Genomic DNA, 17750 nt, shown 5'->3' with positions numbered 1-17750 from the left:
TCTGGCTTTACGGCTGGGGAGCGCCGCCGGACTCCAGCCCCTCGAGGAACGCGAGCACCTGCGCGTTGTAGTCCTGGGGGCAGTCCATCTGCACGGTGTGGCCGCAGCGCTCCAGGCCCACCAGCTTCGAGCCGGGGATGTTCTCGTGGCCGTAGCGCATGACCTCGAGCACCTCGCCCCCGTGCAGGAAGGGATTGGGGATGAGGCGATCATCCTCGCCGTAGATGATGAGGGTGGGGACGGAGACGCGGTTCAGGCTGTCGCGCACGAAGTCGTTGTGGGCGAGGCCATCCACGGTGCGCACGTTGGCATAGGCGTAGGAGTCGAACTCGGGGCTCTTGGCCACGCGCACGCGCTCCTCGATGAGCCAGTCGAGCTCGGGCCGCCAGCGCTCGAAGTTGCTCTGGCGCACGCTGCCCCAGATGCCGTACTCGGGCGAGCCCTTGATGAGGGCGGTGCTGAAGGAGCGCTTGAACCAGGCCTTCTCCCGGGCGCTGAACTTCTCGAAGCCGGCGGGGGACGTGAGCACGAGCGCCTTCACGTCCTCGGGGTAGCGCAGGGCGTAGGAGAGCGACGTCTGCCCGCCCATGGAGTGGCCCACGAGGATGGGCTTCTGCACACCGAGCTTCTGGGCGAGCTCGTGCACGGCATCGCCCATGGCCTCCATGGTGTAGGGGAAGGAGGCGGGCTTGTCGGACTTGCCGAAGCCGGGCAGGTCCACGGCGATGACGCGGTAGCCCTGGGCGGCGAAGGCGTCGAGCTGGTAGCGCCAGAACTTCAGGTACGAGCCGAGGCCGTGGATGAAGAGGACGGTCTGCTGTCCCTCGGGGTTGAGCTCGACGTAGGCGACCTCGGGCACCAGCTTCGTGCCGTGGAGGGCGGCGGTGTCGGGCAGGGCCAGGCGCTTCAGGGGCCAGGGCTTGCCGTCGGGGGAGGAGTAGTCGAAGTCCTGGAAGGACAGGGGTGGGCGCTCGGCGTACGAGGTGGCGCACCCGGTGGAGAGGCTCGCGAGCGCGAGCAGGGCCAGAGCACGAGTCTTCATGGTCAGAACGCGTACCAGGTGAAGGTGGTGAAGGCGGCCCACGGGTTGGCGGTGACGCGCGGGTTCCCGTTGTAGAAGTCGCCGCGGAACACGTAGCCGGCGTGCAGGCCCACGGTCATGAGGTAGCGGAAGGTGTAGCGCAGCTCGGCGTTGATCTCCGTGCCGATGACCCGGCCGCGCGCCACGCCCGCGGTCTCCTCGGGCGGCGTGATGCTGCTGCGCGCATGGCCCACGCCCAGCTTGAGGTTGAGCTTGTTGGGGATGAGGTCATACGCGCCCGTGGCGATGACGCTCTGCAGACCGAAGCCCTGGTTGGAGAGGTCCGTCACCGCGCCCGTGTAGTTGTTCACGGTGCTGGTGAAGGGGAACAGGATGAGCATCTTGTGGTTGAACCACACCGCTCCCGGCAGACCGTACTGGTTGAGAGTGAAGGCGCCGGAGTAGTGGCTGTCGGCGAGGTCCGCGTCACCCGTGGAGAACATGCCCTCGAGCGTCACCAGGTCGCTGCTGGTGCGCCCGAAGTTGTAGAGCAGCTCCAGGTTGGCGGACAGGCCGCTGATGTCCACCTGCCGGTTGAGGGTGGAGTCCGCGCGGTTGGAGACGAACTGGCCGCCGTTGTACATGACGAAGCCGGAGGCGCCGAACCGGCCGGTGCGGAAGTCGATGTTGTGGTTGAAGTTGAGGCCCGCCCAGCCGACCCAACCGGAGGGCCGGTCGATGGACAGCCGCGGCGCGCCGGTGAAGTTGCCCAGGCTGCTGGAGGACGGGCCGCTCTTCACCAGGCCCTCGAAGGCGTAGGCATCGCCCTTGGTGTCGTCGCGCAGGTACCACAGCGACGCGCCCACGTTCGTGCCGGGCGCCACCGGGTAGGTGTAGTCGGCCATGCCCAGCCAGACGAACTTGAGGCGGGGATCGTTGAGCTCCGCCTTGTCCGCCTGCACGCTGCCCAGGGGCAGCAGGCTCAGGCGCGACTGGCCCTTGAGGTGGTTGCTGAAGACGGACAGGCCGGTGGCGTCACTGCCCAGGAAGGCCAGCTTGTACCCGGTGCGGATGATGTCGCCGAGCGGGGCGCGCGTCGGGTCGTAGACCGAGTCGTAGACGGGCTGGGTGCCAATCAGCAGGGTGAGCTGGCTGGGGTTCTTCGTCGGGTAGAGGGCGACGTTGACGTTCTTCGTCTGGAGGTTGACCTGGTCGGCGTTGAAGCCGCCGCCCTCGTTCTGCTGCACGGCATTGGCGGCGCGGCCCCAGAGGTAGTCCACCTCGAACTGGGCGCGGAAGCTGGCCAGGCCGTCGACGAAGTGCGGGCTGTACTCGATGACCGGAATCCAGCGCTGCTCGACGTAGAAGGCCGGGGCGTTCTCCACGCGCACGGCACTGCCGGCCACCCCGCCGATGGGCCCCAGCGACACGCCCTTGAGGCCCGTCGGGTCGCCGAGCTGGTTGGTGGCCGAGACGCGGGTGAGGAAGTAGTTGATGAGGATGAACTCGCGAGGCTCCGCGTCCTCCTCGCGATTCTTGGCCTCGTACCAGCCGGCGTAGGCCCCGGGCAGGGGCGTGCTCTGTCCCCAAGCGGGGAAGGAGAGCCCGGCCGAGCCCAGGGTCAGCGCCAGCGCGCATCCGCGTACCGCGGTCCTGCAGGTTGCTTCAGGAAGCCACCGCCACGTCATACGTGTCTCGTCTCCGGAGGGGGAAGGAGGATGCGCGCTTGGGAGAGGCCGTTCTACTGGACGACGAACGTCTGCACGGCGTTGCCGGTGAAGGCGTTGCCGTTGAGCTTCACCGTCGTCGCGCCCACCTCGCCGTCCGCGCAGCGGTGGCCGGTGGCCTGGCCGGTGAAGAAGAGCTCCAGCTTGAGCGTCTTGCCATCCGCGCTCAGGCTGCCACGGCCCTCCTGGCCGAAGCCGTTGTAGGTGTACGTGGCGTCGAAGCAGCTCAGGTCCGCCTTGGCGTTCTCGATGAGCACGGCCGTGGAGGTGAACTGCACCGTCGCGCCCGCGGCCGCGTGGTCACAGGTGCCGATGTTGAACCGCTGGGGCGCGTCACGCAGGGTGCCCAGCACGCTGGTGACGGTATAGGTGTTGTTGCCCACCTGCATGGTGGTCTTGCTGTAGCACTGGGTCGAGCCCTCGAGGTTCATGTCCTCGTTGAAGCCATTGGGGTGGCTGGGGATGTTCGCCCCCTCCATCACCAGCGTCTTGCCCTCGAGCTTCGTGCCCACCTGCGTGTTGGGATCCACCGGGGTCTGCTCCACCGGATCACAACCCACCACGCCCAGGGTGCACACCATCACCGCCGACAGCAGTTGCTTCTTCATGTGACTCTCTCCCCCGGCATGTGCCGGCTCGATTGACACGACATGTCTGGGATTTCCCCGCGGGACGCAGCGGGGAAAACCCTCACCCGGCCCCTCTCCCAGAAGAGGGAGAGGGAAGGGGCTCAGCTTACGCCGGCCGCGATGGCCCGCTCACGCAACTCGCGCTTGAGAATCTTCCCCGCCGCGGACACGGGCAGGGACGCCACCAGCTCCACCTGCTTGGGCACCTTGTAGCGGGCCACCCGGCCGCGCAGGTGCTCCAGCAGCGCCTCGGACGTGGCCTGGGCGCCCGGCTTGAGCACCACGAAGGCCCGGCCCACCTCGCCCCATTTGGGGTCGGGCACGCCCACCACCGCGCAGGCCTGCACGGCGGGGTGCTCGTAGAGGACCGTCTCCAGCTCGAGCGGGTACACGTTCTCCCCGCCGGAGATGAACATGTCCTTCTTGCGCCCGTTGATGAAGTAGAAGCCGTCCGCGTCGCGGTGCGCCAGGTCGCCCGTGTGCAGCCAGCCGTCCTTGTCGATGGCCTCGGCGGTGGCCTCCGCGTTCTCGAAGTAGCCCGAGCACATGGAGGGGCCCTTGAGGATGAGCTCGCCCGTGGCGCCCTCGGGCACGTCGCGGCCCTCGTCATCCACCAGGCGCGCGTCGATGAAGTAGTTGGGCCGGCCGATGGAGCCCGCCTTGGACACGGCGAACTCGGGGCCCATGCTGAAGAGGCCGGGGCCGAACTCCGTCATGCCGAAGCCCTGCTTGAAGGGCACCTTGTGCACCGCCTGCCAGGACTGCAGCAGCGGCACCGGCAGCGGCGCGCCACCGCTCGTCACGAAGCGCACGGTGGAGAGGTCCGCCGAGCGGAAGCGCGGCGAGTCATACATCTGCTGGTATTGCGTGGGCACCGCGAAGAAGAGCGTCACCTTCTCGCGCTCCACCAGCCGCAGCATCTCCTCGGCGTCCCAGCGGCGCATGAGCACCACGGTACCGCCGCAGGTGAGCAGCGGCACCGTGTAGACGAGCAGCCCGCCCGTGTGGAACATGGGCGTGTGCGTCACCGTGATGTCCCCGGGGCGCACCTCGTGGATGAGCGTGTTGAGCGTGTTCCACGCCACCATCCGGTAGCTGATGCGCGCGCCCTTGCTCTTGCCCGTGGTGCCGCCGGTGAAGAGCAGGGCGAGGATGTCCTCCTCGCTCACCTGCGGGTTCGTCACCTTCGAGGCGGACACGTGCGCGAGCGTCTCCGCGTACGGGCGGCTCGCGGGCGTCCCCTGCCCTTCCAGGTGGACGAGCTTCAGGGCGCCGCCCACCTGCTGGTGCACGGTGGCCACGCCGTCGCGGAAGTCATCGCTGAAGAAGAGGACGCGCGGGCCGGTGTCGCGCACCAGCTCCGTCAGCTCCTGCGCGTGCAGGCGCCAGTTGTAGGGGACGAAGATGGCGCCCAGCTTGCCGCAGGCGAAGAGGACATCCAGGTACTCCACGCCGTTGTGGGCCACCAGGCCCACCCGGTCGCCCCGGGACACGCCGGCCACGTCGCGCAGCCAGCCCGCGAGCGCCTCGGCGCGCGCGTTCATCGCCCGGTAGGTGAAGCGGCCGGCCTCTCCCTTGGCCACGTCCACCACCGCGGTGTGCTCGGGCCAGTACATGGCCCCCCGGCCCATCCAGTCGCCGATGAACATGCTTCGTCCCCTCCCTGGGTGTTGCTCGCCAGTGTTGCTCGCCGGTATTGCTCGCCGGTCCGCTCAGGCCGTCCAGCGGTAGAGCGCCGAGGCCATGGCGAGGCCGCCGCCGCTGGCGCACAGGGCCACCAGATCGCCCTTCTTGATGCGGCCCTGCACCACCGCGTCATCCAGCGTCATGGGGATGCAGGCCGAGCCGGTGTAGCCCCACTTGTCCATGGTCCAGTTCGTCTTGGACATGGGCTGCTCGAGCACCTTCATCGTGGCCTCGATGGTGCGCAGGTTGAGCTGGGTGAAGACAAAGTGGTCCACGTCGTTCATCGTCAGCTTGGCCCGCTCCAGCAGCTGCTTGAGGAGCATGGGCCAGCGCTCGGTGTTGAAGGTGGCGGGGAACTTGCGCACGAACTGCACCGAGGGCTTGCCGTTGGTGAGTTCCAGCGTCTCGGGCGTGGCCGGGCGGTAGGTGCCGCCCGTGTAGACGCCCAGCGCGTCGTGGTACTCGCCGGCCGCGAGCAGCTTGGCGCCCATGAAGCCGGGCTTGTCACTGGCGCCCAGGACCACCGCGCCCGCGCCGTCCGCGAAGAGCGTGCAGGTCTTCTTGTCCTTCCAGTTGATGTACCGGCTCATGCCGTACGCGCCCACCACCAGGATGTGCTTGTAGGCGTCGTCCGCGGCGATCGTCTTGCTCGCCACGTCCAGCGCCGTCACCCAGCCCGCGCACGCGGCGTTGATGTCGAACGTGCCCGCGTTGCTCGCACCCAGCTTCGCCTGCACCGCCGAGGCCGTGGCCGGGCTCAGGTAGTCCGGCGTGTCCGTGGAGATGATGATGAGATCCAGCTCCTGGGGCTTCACGCCCGCGCGCTCCATGGCCTGCTTCGCCGCGGCCACGCACAAGTCGCTCGTCACCTGGTTGTCCGCCATCAGGTGGCGCTGCTTGATGCCCACGTTCTGCTGGAGCCACTCGTCCACCGGCTCGCCGATGATGCGCTCCACGTCGGCGTTGGTGAGGACCTTCTCGGGGACATAGCGGCCGGTGGCCAGGATGTTGGCGTATCTCATCGGGTCGTCTTGCTCCGCGGGGCGCGCACCTTGCGCGGCCCCTTCTTGCTGCCGGTGTCGCCTCCAGCAGGACGTGCGTCCATGCCGTGGCGGATGAACTCCATCGCGGTGTCCAGCACGTGCTCCAGGCCGCCCTTCTTGTCCCACAGCACCCAGCGCATGCCCAGGAAGTCGCCAATGCCCATCAGGCAGTAGGCCAGCGCCTCCGAGTCCATACGCCGCACCTCGCCCTTGGCCATGGCGCGCTCCAGGCCCGACACGTAGCCCTCGGCGAAGCGGTCGTAGTAGCGCCGGTAGCACGCCTCATCCACGAACTCCGCCTGACGGACAATCCGGTACAGGTTGTGGTGGCGGCTCACGAACTGGAAGAAGGTGCGCAGGCCCTCGCGCTCCACGTCGATGCGGTCCTCGCACTCCACCACCGCCTCGGCGATGAGCCGGCGCAGCCGCGCCCCCAGCTCGTCCACCACCTCGACGAAGATGGACTGCTTGTCCGGGAAATAGACGTAGAAAGTTCCCAGCGCGACTTCCGCCTCCCGGGTAATATCCGCGATGGAGGCGTGCTCGTAGCCCTTCTCCCCGAACACGGTCTCCGCCGCCAGCAGCAGCCGCTGGCGCGTGCGCTGGCCGCGCGGGGTCGCTGGAACGATGCGCTCGGCTGGCGAAGTTGAAGACCGATTCATCTTTCAACCTTGCGTAACACTCCCCTCGCGGTATTGTCAAAAACTGTCATTCATCCGCTGGCGCGTGGACATGCAACGCATTGCGTCAGCCAGGAGAGGGAACGCATGCAGCTCAAGGACTTGAAGGTCATCGTCACGGGCGGCGCTCAGGGCATGGGCGCGCACTTCGCCACGCAGCTCAAGGAGGCCGGTGCGCAGGTGGCCGTGGGCGACGTGAACGAGGAGCGGCTCGCCGCGCTGCCCGCGGGCATCCACCGCCGCCGCCTGGACGTGTCCAAGGAAGAGGACTGCATCGCCTTCGTGCAGTGGGCTCACGAGTCCATGGGCGGCCTCAACGGCCTCATCAACAACGCCGGCATCCTCCGCGACTCACTCCTGGTGAAGAAGGACCGGACCACCGGAGAGATCAAGAAGCTGTCCACCGCGGACTGGAACGCCGTCATCGGCGTCAACCTCACCGGCGCCACGTTCATGGTGCGCGAGGTGGTGGCGAAGATGGTGCAGACGGACCAGCGGCCCGGCGTCATCGTCAACATGAGCTCCATCGCCCGGCACGGTAACCGCGGGCAGAGCAACTACGTGTCCGCCAAGGCCGCGCTGGCCGCCAACACCTTCACCTGGGCGCGCGAGTTCGCTTCCTTCGGCATCCGCGTGGGCGCCGTGGCCCCCGGCATGGTGGAGACGCCCATGACGCAGGGAATGAACCAGAAGGCCCGGGACGCCCTGGTGGCCAACATCCCCGTGGGCCGCATCGGCCTGCCCGAGGACCTCTGGCTGGCGGTGAAGTTCGTCCTCGAGTGCGACTACTTCAACGGCCGCACCATCGACGTGGACGGCGGCCTCACCATGTAGTCAGGTGCGCGCGGGCCCCACGGCTCCGCTCACCACTCAACGGGCCGGCGCGGAACGGGGTCAGACCCATCCGCCCGGCCCGTGCGTTTCAGGGATATGGCGGCGCCCGACACGCGGTTGGGGGGGACGGCGCCCGGCAGGCAGACGGGCAACCCCTCACTTCCACCCTCTCCCAGCGGAGAAGGGAGCTCCCCGCTCGTCCCTGGGGCCCCCAACAAAAAAGGGTGCAAGGTGGGCCTTCTTCGCCCAAACGCAACCGCAACAAGCGTTCAGGGGGTTGCCGCTTGGAAGTCAAGTGAGTAAATCATTTCCAGTCGGGAATAGACGGGACGCTCGGAAGGTCGAGCACGGCAGGCGGGACGCACCATCCCAGGTGGCGGGCCCCGCGAGTCGAGGGAGCCGAGCGAACCGCACGCAGTCCGCTACTCCCGACGTCGAGGGGAACCTCGAGCCCCGCTCAGGTGTCTCAACTGAGGGGCTGGCTCAGGTGTACATCTCGAGCGCGGCCGTGCGACCGGCATCGAACTCGCGCGAGCTCTGCAGCTGCTCCAGAACGCGGGGCGTGCAGTAGAGCGTCACCATCTCGGTGGAGCCCGGCTCGCTGATCCACCTGACGGCGCCCATGAGGTGGTGCGCCTGCAGGAAGTTCAGCACCGCGTCGCGGAACTGCCGGCTCTGCTCACACGCGCTCTTGTGCACGTGCGAGCGATCGCGGGTGATGCTCGGCTGCCAGGCCGCTCCGGGCTGCTCCCGGGGCATGACCATGGCCTCGATCCACCCTTGCGCGCTCTCCACACGGGAGCCCGGCAGCGGAGTGACCGCGGAGATCTTCGGGAAGCGGCCGGAGGCCCGGCGCGGCGATGTGGCTGTCTTCCTGCTCATCCTGCTTCCTCCCGCAGGCCCGGCGCTCACCTGCCGCCGGCCCTGGTAGCCGCCATCACTTGTAGACCGCCAGACCCCTGCCCGCGCGCCCCGTGGGCGTCTTGGGCAGCTTCAGCACATTGTCCAGAATCAAATCCCTGACTTCAAGTGCCGTCAAGTCCGGGGAACGGCAGCGATATAGCGCGGCGAGCCCAGCGACGTAAGGGGCGGCCATGCTCGTTCCGCTCATTCGTTCATAGAACGCCTGGTTGTTACACCTTCGTTCTGTGCTCGAGTAGACGTTCACGCCATAACCCATCACGTCGGGAACAGATCGCTGATTCACCACGCCGCTGGCCGAGAAGCTGGCCACCCGGCGCGAGAAGTCGACCGCCCCCACGGCCAGGGCCTCTGGGAAGGCAGCTGGGTAGCCAGCCGTCCCAGCGCCTCCATTGCCGGCCGCCACGATGGGCAGGACGTTGGAGTCCACCAACCGGCGCAGCAGCGTCTGCAGCGCGCGGATGTTGAGACGGTACTCCATGTCACTGACACCTTGAGGCGGCTGCACGGGGAACCCCAGGGACATGTTCACCACCGCCGGACGGGTGGCGTTCTCAGGACGTGAGAACTGGTGTAGCAGCCATTCCATGCCGGCGGCTACACGTCCCAGGCTCGTGCGTATGCTTTCGGACTCGATGACCGAGGCGACGTAGAGGTCCACCTCGGGCGCGACGCCGTGGAACTGGCCGGCGGCGATGCCGGCCACGTGGGTGCCGTGCCCGTCCGGGTCGAAGCCGCGCACGTCACGCGCCGGGTTGTGCGGCGAGTTGGGGAAGAGCGAGACGTAGCGGAACTGGATGAGGCGGTCCTGGTGCTCCGGGTGGTCCGCGTCCACGCCCGTGTCGAGGATGCCGAGCATCACGCCAGCGCCCTTGATGCCCTGGGCGTGGGCGGAGTTGATGCCGCACTCCTCGGGCCACTCGCGGTTGACGAGCGAGGACAGGCCGCGGTTGCGCGGGCCGAGCTGCCCGGCGGACACCGGGCCGGGGAAGGTGAGCTGCACCGTGTCCGGGATGAACTCGAAGTCGCGCCCGAGCTCCTCCTTGGCCACGCGCTCGGCCTGCTCCGAGGTGAAGTGGGCCATGGTGGCGCCGATGAGCGGCATGTGGCGGTAGGTGCCCACGTCCGAGGCCGTAGCCGGCTCCATCACCGGGCCATCGTTGTTCACCGACACCTGGACTTCGTTCTTGCGGCCGCGGCCCTTCGCCGGCTTCGCCGTCTTCTTCTTCGCCGGGGTGGGAGGCGTGCTGACCTCGGGCAGACGCCCGGGAAGCGTGGCGGAGCGCAACCCGAGGCTGCGCAGCATGTCCGGCGCCCGCCCGCTGATCATGAACTGAAGGGCGGTGGTGCGCTGCAGCACGCGCTCTCCCTGCTCCGTGCCCCGCACGCCCGGATGGGCGTGGGTCTCGATCGACTCCTTTGGCACCAGGAGGTAGGACTTCATGATGGGTTCGCTCCTTTACAGAATACCGACCGCACTGACTGCCCGGAGGCCACCGCCAGGCGCCGGCCGCGCACAGGCAGCACCGGGGTAGGACACCGTCTTCGTTCACACCGTCGGCTCACAGTGCGACTAGAGCGGCCCCCCCTGACATGAATCGCGGGCATCCCCGCTCTGGACGTCATCGGCCCCCCGTGCGTTCCAGTGGATGACTGTCACAACGTACGAAACCGGAAAGCATTCACAGGGTGGGAAGCCTAATACGAGCCGCGACAAGTCGGAAAATAGCGGCCGGGAGGAGTGTCCGCTGGGGAGATTGCGCCTGCCTGCCCGCTTCCAGGGCCCTTGGGGAAGTGTCTCCCCCAACACATTTGTTCGCCTCCCGGTGGCAAGGCGGACTATGGCTGTATGGGCCTGTACGCCGCCCCGCCGGAGAGACTCGTGATTCCCTACTTCCATCCTCCATCCATCTCGCTCGGACCCCTCACCCTCGAGCCCTTCGGCATCTTCGTGGCATTGGGCATCCTCTTCGCCGCCCACATGCTGACCCGGCACGCCGAGCGCGACGGGCTCGACTCCACCGCCCTGGCCGACTACGCGCCCTGGGGCGTGGCCGCCGGTGTCGTCGTCGGCCACCTGTTCCACCTCTTCGCCTACCACCCCGAGGAGCTCGCCAAGAGCCCGTTCCAGATTATCCGGGTGTGGGATGGACTGTCCTCCTTCGGCGGGCTGATGGGCGGCATCCTCGCCGCCGTCGTCTTCTTCAAGGTCCGCAAGCTGCGCTTCCGCGACTACGCCGACTCCTTCGCGCTCGCCGTCGCGCCCGGCTGGGCCATCGCCCGCCTCGGCTGCTTCGCCGCCCACGACCACAAGGGCACCCCCAGCCATTTCTTCCTCGCCGTCGACTTCCCCGCGTCCCTCGGCGGGCCCCGGCACGACCTCGGCCTGTATGACGCCCTCTTCCTCTTCGCCATCTCCGGACTGCTGCTCCTGCTGCGCAACTCCGGCAAGCTGCGCGGCAAGCTGCTCCCCCTGCTCGCCATCCTCTACGCCTGCGGCCGCTTCTTCTTCGATACCCTCCGCGCCACCGACCTCGCTTATGTCGATGCGCGCTACTTCGGCCTGACGCCCGCTCAGTACAGCTGCTTCGGGCTCATCGCCTTCGGCCTCTACGGACTCGCCAAGTGGCACGCCCCCGCCAGGAAGGACACACCCGCTGTGGGTACCGGGGGGAGTGCACAGCCGCAGGTCAGGTAGCCGCGGTAGTGCGCGTGGTGCTCCCGTAGACCCTCACCCCGTCCCTCTCCCAGAGGGAGAGGGGGTTGGCACAGGGGCAACCCGGGAGTCTCGATACCCTCACCCCGTCCCTCTCCCGAAGGGAGAGGGGATTGTGGAACAGTGGGGGATGAGGGGGTTTCATGCTCAACGCCCAGGCGCTGCTCTACGACGCCGTCATGGTTCCCGCTGGGTGGTTCGGCCTCAACCACGCCCGGCAACGGCTCGTCGAGGGGCTCTCCGGCCACGTCCTCGAGGTCGGCACCGGGACCGGACTCCTCCTCCCCGTCTACCCGCCTGGCGTCTCCACCGTCGCCATCGACATCGACCCCGGGCTCCTCGCCCGCGCGCGCCTCCGCCGCCCCGGTGTCACCCTCCTCCAGGCCGATGTGCAGCGGCTGCCCTTCTCCGATGGCTCCTTCGATGCCGTCGTCGCCTGCCTCGTCTTCTGCACCGTCGAGGACCCCGCTCGCGGTCTCGCCGAAATCCGCCGCGTCCTCCGCCCCGGCGGACAACTCCGCCTCCTCGAGCACGTCCGCTCCCCCCACCCCACCGTCGCCCGCATCCAGGACCGCCTCACCCCCGCCTGGAGCCACCTCGCCATGGGCTGTCAGCTCAACCGCGACACCGTCTCCCTCGTCGCGGCCTCCGGCTTCCGCATCACCCACCGCTCCCAGCGCCTCCACCAGCTCGTCGAGGAGCTCGTCGCCGTCCCCGCTTGAGAGGCCTTGCATCCATGCAAGGGTGCCCGCTCCATCAAGCCACCTCGGGTGGGCGCAGGCCCTCCAGCTTGCGGCTCGCCTGCACCGAGTGCAGTTCGCTGATGCGCCCCGCCCCATCCAGCTCCACCCGGATGACCACCCGCGCCGCTGACCCCGGTGGGCACTCGCGCCACTCGGCCACCACCGCCGGCAACCCGTTGAACATCCGCAGCTCCACCAGGTCCGGTGTGCCTCGCATCTCCTGCACCCGCCGGTAGAAGAGCGACACCCGCTTCAGCCCCACCACCGGCACCCGCGCCGCGTACGTCTCGCCTCCCCCATCCGTGAGCGCCCTCACCGGCTCCGCCAGCAGCGCCTCCGCCGCCTCCACGTCTCCCGCCGCCAACGCGCCCAGGAAGCCCATCAGCGCCTCCCGCGTCCGCTCCTGCAACTCCCGCGTCGGCACGCACCTCGCCCGGTCGTATTGCGCCATCGCCTGCCTCGCCCGGTGGTGCGTCACCTTCACGTTAGTCTCACTCATCCCCAGGCACTCCCCCACCTCCCGCCCCGAGTAGTCGAACACGTCCTTCAACAGCAACACCGCCCGCTGCCTCGGCGTCAGCGCCTCCAGCGCCAGCAGGAACGCGTACGACACGCTCTCCAACAACTCGTAGCGGCCCTCCGTCGTCCCTCCTCCCGGCAGCTCCGCCTCCACCGACGGCACCGCCTCCTCCCCCGTCTCCACCGGCGAGGGCAGCCACGGGCCCACGTACCCCTCCCGCTTCCTCCGGCGCAGCCGGTCCCTCGCCAGGTTCATCGCCACCCGCGTCAGCCACGGGCGCACCTCGTCCAGTCTCCCCGGCGGCGACGTCAGCGCCCTCGCGTACGTCTCCTGCACCAACTCGTCCGCGTCCGCCGCCACCCCCGTCATCCGGTAGCACAGGCCCCAGAGGAACTTCTCGTGCTCCCGCACCGCCCTCTCCAGCGCCTCGTGTGCCTCCGGTTTCATGCCGCTCGCGCTCCCGTCTCCGTGCTCAGCAGCCGTGACACCGTCTCCGCGCTCGCCAGCGACGCGTCCACCAGCAGCCCTTCCTCCCCAACCCAGTCCCCCACCACGTACAGCCCTCGCACGTGCTCCACCCGCGGCCCCGGCCTCTCCCCGAGGCGCTTCGCCGGCAACGCGTTCATCACCGTCAGCCCCGGCAGGAAGCGCTTCGTCACCACGTGCTCCCTCCACCCCGGCTGCAGCACGTCCAGCACCCCCTCCAGCTCCGCCTCGCTCGCCTCCTCCTCCCGTCCTCCCAGGTACTTCGCCACGTGCACCATCGCGCCTCCCTCCGGCGCCAGCCGCCGCGCCCAGGCCGAGTGCACCGACGCGTACCACGGCCTGTCCACCCCCAACGCGAACAGCGCCCTCGGCCTCGGCAGCTTCGACAGCCCCACCTCCAACGACGCCGCCTTCACCGGCCTCGCCTTCGCCGCCCACCCCGCCAGCACCTCGTCCCCCGGCAGCAGCGCCGCCACGTCCCGCGGTCCTCCCGCTACCACCACCGTCTCCGCCTCGTATTCCGTCCCGTCCGCCAGCCGTACCCCTCGCACCCGCCCGGCCTCCCGCTCCACCGACTCCACTCGCGCCGAGCCCACCACCGCCACTCCCGCATCCTTCGCCATCCCCGCCAGCGCTCGCACCAGCTCGCTCCAGCCTCCGTCGAGATAGCGCACGCCCTTCCTCGCCCGCTGGAACTGCTCCACCGCCGCGTCCGCCGCCAGGGCGTCCGCGTCCGCGCAGTACGTCGCCACCCGGAAGAAGGCCGCCACCACCTCGCGCACCTCCTCCCTCGTCACGTGCTCGTCCAGCCACTCGCGCAGGCTCCGGCCCTCCAGCGCCGCGGCGTCCATCCGCCCCAGCCCCGTCAGCACCCGCCCCAGCTCCAGCTTGCCCGCCGCTCCCAGCAGATCCGTCATCAGCAGCGACACCGCCCCCGACGGCAACGGGTACAGTTGGTTCCCTCTCAGCGCGAAGCTGCCCTCCCCTCGCGGGCTTCCTCCCCGCATCGGCACGCCCAGCCTCCCCAGCACCCGCGCCGCCGCTCCCTCCAGGTACAGCGCGTGCGGCCCCAGGTTGAAGTGGTAGCCCTCCACCTCCGTCGTGTGCGCCCGGCCCCCCAGGTGCCTCGACTTCTCGAACAGCGTCACCTTCCTCCCCCCTCGCGCCAGCAGCGTCGCCACCGCCAGCCCCCCCAGCCCTCCTCCCACCACCGCCACGTCCGTCTTCGTCTTCATCGTCCGCTCCCTCTTCCGAGCCTCGCGCTCACAGGGACCACGACGGGGGACTCGGAAAGGTTACACGGGGGGATTTCGGGGGCCGAGATACCCTCACCCCGACCCTCTCCCGCGGGGAGAGGGAGAAGAGAAGAGGACTCCATGAAACTGCACGTCGCCCTGCTGCTCGTATCTGCCTCGCTCTGCGCCTGTGGTGCTCACGCCCGCCCGGCCGCCCCCTCCTCCTCCGAGGCGCAGGCCCTCGCCTCCGAGTCCGCCTCCTTCCACGAGGCCACCGTCCAGCTCTCCACCGGCGTCCGCATGCACTACGTCGAGCAGGGCCAGAAGGACGGCCCCGTCCTCGTCCTCCTCCACGGCTACACCGACTCGTATCTCTCCTTCGAGCGCGTCCTGCCCCTCCTCCCCAGGAGCCTCCACGTCTACGCGCTCGACCAGCGCGGCCATGGCGACTCCTCCCGCCCCGAGTGCTGTTACACCCCGTCCGACTTCGCCTCCGATGTCGCCGCCTTCCTCGACTCCCAGGGCATCCAGCGCGCCGTCCTCGTCGGCCACTCCATGGGCAGCTTCATCGCCCAGCAGGCCGCCCTCGAGCACCCCCAGCGCGTCCAGGGCCTCGTCCTCATCGGCTCGGCCCCCACCGTCCACGGCAACGCCGTCGCCGCCGAGCTGAAGTCCGTCGTGGACACGCTCTCGGATCCCATCGACCCCGCCTTCGTCCGCGACTTCCAGGCCGGCACCTTCTACCGCCCCATTCCCCCCTCCTTCCTCGACACCGCCGTCTCCGAGAGCCTCAAGGTCCCCGCCCGCGTCTGGAAGGCCTCCCTCGACGGCCTCATCGCCGAGGACCACTCCTCCCGGCTCGGGGAGATCTCCGTCCCCACCCTCGTCGGCGGCGGCGACCGCGATGGCTTCTTCTCCGTCGCCGCGCAGCAGGCCCTCGCCCAGGCCCTGCCGCGGGCCACGCTCGCGCTCTACACCGAGACCGGCCACGCTCCCCACGTCGAGCAGCCCCAGCGCTTCGTCGACGATGTGAAGCAGTTCCTGCGCGTATTTCGCGGGGAGTAGGAGTCCGGCGCCGGAGGGTCCGGGCGCTGGTGGGTGGAGCATCCTCGCGGGTATGCTCCGCCCCCATGACTTTCAAGACCAGCTACAAGGTCGGGCTCGCGGTCCTCCTGTGCTACCTCGTCGCCTGGCTGGACCGGATGGCCATCAACATGACCATCCCGTTCATCCGCACCGAGCTCAACGTGGGCCCCGAGCGCATCGGGTGGATCCTCAGCGCCTTCTTCCTCGGGTACGCGCTCTTCCAGATTCCCGGCGGCATGCTCGCCGACCGCATCGGGCCCCGGAAGGTCATCCTCTTCGCGCTCGCCTGGTGGTCCGTCTTCACCGCGCTCACCGGCGTCGTCGGCGGCCTCACCAGCATGCTCGTCGTGCGCTTCCTCTTCGGCATCGGTGAGGGCATCTTCCCCGCCGCCGTCTGGAAGGTCATCGGCAACTGGTACACCAAGAAGAACCGCGGCACCGCCAACGCCGTCATCCTCTCGTCCGTGGCGTTCGGACCCGCCATCTCCTCGCTGATGCTCGCCTGGCTCCTGCCCCAGCTCGGCTGGCGCGGCAGCTTCTTCGCGCTCGGCGGCGCCGGCGTGCTCTGCCTGCTGGGCGCCTGGCTCTACATCACCAACTCCATCCAGGACAACCCGAAGGTCTCCCGCGAGGAGCTCGAGGAGTTCGAGCGCGACAGCCGCTCCCAGGCCGCCAACTCCGAGCAGACCCTGGAGAAGGCCAGCTTCGGCCAGCTCCTGCGCTCCCCCGCCATCTGGGTGCTCTTCTTCGTCGCCCTCGTCTACAACCTCACCATGTACGGCTGGCTCAACTGGCTGCCCACGTACCTGCTCGAGGTGAAGAAGCTCTCGCTCACCAAGACGGGCCTCCTCGGCGCCCTGCCGTTCCTCTTCGGCGGCATCGGCTGCACGCTGGCCGGCTACGTGTCGGATCGCTGGTTCCGCGGCCGCCGCAAGTACCTCGTGTTCGGCTGCCAGGCGCTCGGCGGCGGCTGCCTCTACCTCTTCACGCAGATCAACGACCCCCTCCCGTACATGATCGCCCAGTGCATCGCCGGCTTCCTCCTCTTCATGGCCGCCGGCGCCATCTGGACCCTGCCCATGATTCTCGTTCCCCCCAAGCTCATGGGCTCGGGCTCGGGCTTCATCAACACCGGTGGGCAGATCGGCGGCTTCCTCACCAACATCCTCATCGGCAAGGTCATCGCGTGGAACGGCAATGACTACGCCACCGGCTTCCACTTCATGCTCGGTGCGCTCGTCGTCGCCGCCCTGCTCGTCCTCGTCGGCATCCGCGAGCAGCCCGCCCCCGCTCCCAAGCCGTCCCCCGCGCCCGCGCTGTCCTGAGCACGGAGGGCGCCTCACGGGGCGCTCTCCCGGGCTCAACCCGGGGTCCGTGGCACCCTCACCCCGTCCCTCTCCCGAGGGGAGAGGGGATGGTTTTCCGGAGGGTGCTTCAGGGATGGTTTTCCAGAGGGTGCTTCAGCGCGCGGGCTGCGCTGGCTACCAGTAGTTCACCGACTTCAGATCGAAGATGTCGGTGATGCCGTGCGAGCGGAGGATCTGCGTCGCCATCGCGCTGCGTCCTCCCGCCTGGCAGTACACCACCACCTTCGTCCCCGGCGGGCCCACCTCGCCCACCCGCTGCGGTAGCTCCTGCACCGGGATGTTCCGCGCCGCCTCCGGGTGCCCCTGCCGGAACTCCTCCGGCGTCCGCACGTCCAGCAGCACCCACCCCTGCCCCACCAGCTCCCGGGCCTTCTCCGACAGTTCTTTCGGCGTCATGGGCGCCGGACTGTAGCCGGAAACTGGAGCCCTCATGCCACGGCGCTACAGTCCCGTCGCACCATGTTGGACAAACACGCCCTGCTCGATCAGCTCGCCGAACGGCTCCACCAGAGCGACCGGCTCGCCCACCGCGCCGAGCTCGAGGCCCGTGAGGCCGCTCGCACCCTCGCCACCGAGTCCGAGAAGAAGGAGGACGGCCGCGCCGTCATCGAGTACGGCAGCCTCGCCACCGGCCAGGCCCAGCGCGCCCGCCGCGTCCAGGAAGAGCTCAAGGCCCTCTCCGACTTCCAGCAGGAAGCGCTCCCCCGCTTCTCGCGCAAGAGCCCCGTCGCCCTCGGCGCCCTCATCGACGTGTCCACCGAGGACGACGAGGGCTTCTCCGAGCGCACCTTCTTCCTGCTCCCCGTCGGCGCCGGCACCGAGCTCACCGGCCCCGGCGGCGATGGCTTCCTCTCCGTCATCACCCCCGCCTCCCCCGTCGGCCGCGCCCTCATGGGACGTCGGGCGGGCGACACCATCGAGGTGACGCTGGCCGGCGAGGTACGCGAGTGGACGGTCCTCGAGGTCGCCTGAGGCCCCTGGCTTGATCCCCACCGCGCCTTCTTCCACGCTTCCGGGGAAAGCAGGCGCCGGGGGGTCCTGCGCCAGAGGAGGTCG

The 17750-nt window shown here is 69.0% G+C and carries 17 protein-coding genes; 6 read left to right on the top strand and 11 right to left on the bottom strand.

All coding sequences use genetic code 11. The features are described from left to right. Positions 1 to 7: 7 nt before the first annotated feature. The 6 genes from NR798_RS01920 to NR798_RS01895 form a co-directional block, all read right to left on the bottom strand. On the bottom strand, positions 8 to 1042 hold the full coding sequence (locus NR798_RS01920; RefSeq protein ID WP_375769666.1) for an alpha/beta fold hydrolase: 1035 nt from the start codon (positions 1040 to 1042) through the stop codon (positions 8 to 10). A gap of 2 nt (positions 1043 to 1044) precedes the next feature. After that, positions 1045 to 2709 (bottom strand): hypothetical protein, encoded by a 1665-nt coding sequence (locus NR798_RS01915; RefSeq protein ID WP_375769665.1) that lies wholly within the window; start codon positions 2707 to 2709, stop codon positions 1045 to 1047. A 53-nt stretch (positions 2710 to 2762) separates the two neighbouring features. Beyond that, complete coding sequence (locus tag NR798_RS01910) at positions 2763 to 3356, bottom strand: hypothetical protein (RefSeq protein WP_375769664.1); 594 nt, start codon at positions 3354 to 3356, stop codon at positions 2763 to 2765. Between the two features lie 122 nt (positions 3357 to 3478). Next, entirely contained in the window at positions 3479 to 5026 is a 1548-nt protein-coding gene (locus NR798_RS01905) for a long-chain fatty acid--CoA ligase (RefSeq protein ID WP_375769663.1), read from the bottom strand. Between the two features lie 63 nt (positions 5027 to 5089). Beyond that, complete coding sequence (locus NR798_RS01900) at positions 5090 to 6085, bottom strand: 3-oxoacyl-ACP synthase III family protein (protein WP_375769662.1); 996 nt, start codon at positions 6083 to 6085, stop codon at positions 5090 to 5092. Next, positions 6082 to 6768 carry a TetR/AcrR family transcriptional regulator gene (locus NR798_RS01895; RefSeq protein WP_375769661.1) on the bottom strand — a complete coding sequence of 229 codons (687 nt, stop codon included), beginning with the start codon at positions 6766 to 6768 and terminating at the stop codon, positions 6082 to 6084. The genes NR798_RS01900 and NR798_RS01895 overlap by 4 nt, the downstream gene beginning before the upstream one ends. A gap of 105 nt (positions 6769 to 6873) precedes the next feature. Between NR798_RS01895 and NR798_RS01890 the strand changes: the two genes are divergently transcribed. Then, on the top strand, positions 6874 to 7620 hold the full coding sequence (locus NR798_RS01890; RefSeq protein WP_375769660.1) for an SDR family oxidoreductase: 747 nt from the start codon (positions 6874 to 6876) through the stop codon (positions 7618 to 7620). Positions 7621 to 8103: 483 nt separating this feature from the next. Here NR798_RS01890 and NR798_RS01885 read toward each other — a convergent pair whose 3' ends face one another. Further along, positions 8104 to 8502 carry a hypothetical protein gene (locus NR798_RS01885; RefSeq protein ID WP_375769659.1) on the bottom strand — a complete coding sequence of 133 codons (399 nt, stop codon included), beginning with the start codon at positions 8500 to 8502 and terminating at the stop codon, positions 8104 to 8106. A 55-nt stretch (positions 8503 to 8557) separates the two neighbouring features. Further along, positions 8558 to 9985, bottom strand: a complete 1428-nt coding sequence (locus NR798_RS01880) for a S8 family serine peptidase (RefSeq protein WP_375769658.1) — start codon at positions 9983 to 9985, stop codon at positions 8558 to 8560. Positions 9986 to 10423: 438 nt separating this feature from the next. Between NR798_RS01880 and NR798_RS01875 the strand changes: the two genes are divergently transcribed. Together NR798_RS01875 and NR798_RS01870 are read left to right on the top strand one after the other, a co-directional pair. Then, the gene (locus tag NR798_RS01875) at positions 10424 to 11239 is read left to right on the top strand and encodes a prolipoprotein diacylglyceryl transferase (RefSeq protein ID WP_375769657.1); all 816 of its coding nucleotides are present in this window, start codon (positions 10424 to 10426) and stop codon (positions 11237 to 11239) included. A 161-nt stretch (positions 11240 to 11400) separates the two neighbouring features. Next, entirely contained in the window at positions 11401 to 11979 is a 579-nt protein-coding gene (locus NR798_RS01870) for a class I SAM-dependent methyltransferase (RefSeq protein WP_375769656.1), read from the top strand. Between the two features lie 34 nt (positions 11980 to 12013). Here the strand turns inward: NR798_RS01870 and NR798_RS01865 are convergent, their stop codons facing one another. Together NR798_RS01865 and NR798_RS01860 are read right to left on the bottom strand one after the other, a co-directional pair. Then, the gene (locus tag NR798_RS01865; protein ID WP_375769655.1) at positions 12014 to 12967 is read right to left on the bottom strand and encodes a sigma-70 family RNA polymerase sigma factor; all 954 of its coding nucleotides are present in this window, start codon (positions 12965 to 12967) and stop codon (positions 12014 to 12016) included. Beyond that, positions 12964 to 14241: a phytoene desaturase family protein gene (locus tag NR798_RS01860; RefSeq protein WP_375769654.1), complete on the bottom strand. Its 1278-nt coding sequence runs from the start codon at positions 14239 to 14241 to the stop codon at positions 12964 to 12966. Before NR798_RS01860 ends, NR798_RS01865 begins: the two co-directional genes overlap by 4 nt. Positions 14242 to 14382: 141 nt before the next feature. Between NR798_RS01860 and NR798_RS01855 the strand changes: the two genes are divergently transcribed. Further along, positions 14383 to 15306, top strand: coding sequence for an alpha/beta fold hydrolase (locus NR798_RS01855; RefSeq protein WP_375769653.1), 924 nt, complete (start codon positions 14383 to 14385; stop codon positions 15304 to 15306). A 65-nt stretch (positions 15307 to 15371) separates the two neighbouring features. After that, complete coding sequence (locus NR798_RS01850) at positions 15372 to 16652, top strand: MFS transporter (RefSeq protein WP_375769652.1); 1281 nt, start codon at positions 15372 to 15374, stop codon at positions 16650 to 16652. 156 nt (positions 16653 to 16808) lie between these two features. Here NR798_RS01850 and NR798_RS01845 read toward each other — a convergent pair whose 3' ends face one another. Then, positions 16809 to 17090: a rhodanese-like domain-containing protein gene (locus NR798_RS01845; RefSeq protein WP_375769651.1), complete on the bottom strand. Its 282-nt coding sequence runs from the start codon at positions 17088 to 17090 to the stop codon at positions 16809 to 16811. A 63-nt stretch (positions 17091 to 17153) separates the two neighbouring features. Here NR798_RS01845 and NR798_RS01840 point away from each other — a divergent pair, with 63 nt between their 5' ends. Continuing rightward, entirely contained in the window at positions 17154 to 17666 is a 513-nt protein-coding gene (locus tag NR798_RS01840) for a GreA/GreB family elongation factor (protein WP_375769650.1), read from the top strand. The last annotated feature ends 84 nt before the right edge of the window (positions 17667 to 17750 follow it).

This window comes from Archangium gephyra (assembly GCF_042230915.1).
Taxonomy (GTDB): Bacteria; Myxococcota; Myxococcia; order Myxococcales; family Myxococcaceae; genus Archangium; species Archangium gephyra_B.
The sequence above is the reverse complement of the archived record's forward strand: the minus strand, read 5'-3'. Positions and strand labels throughout refer to the sequence as shown.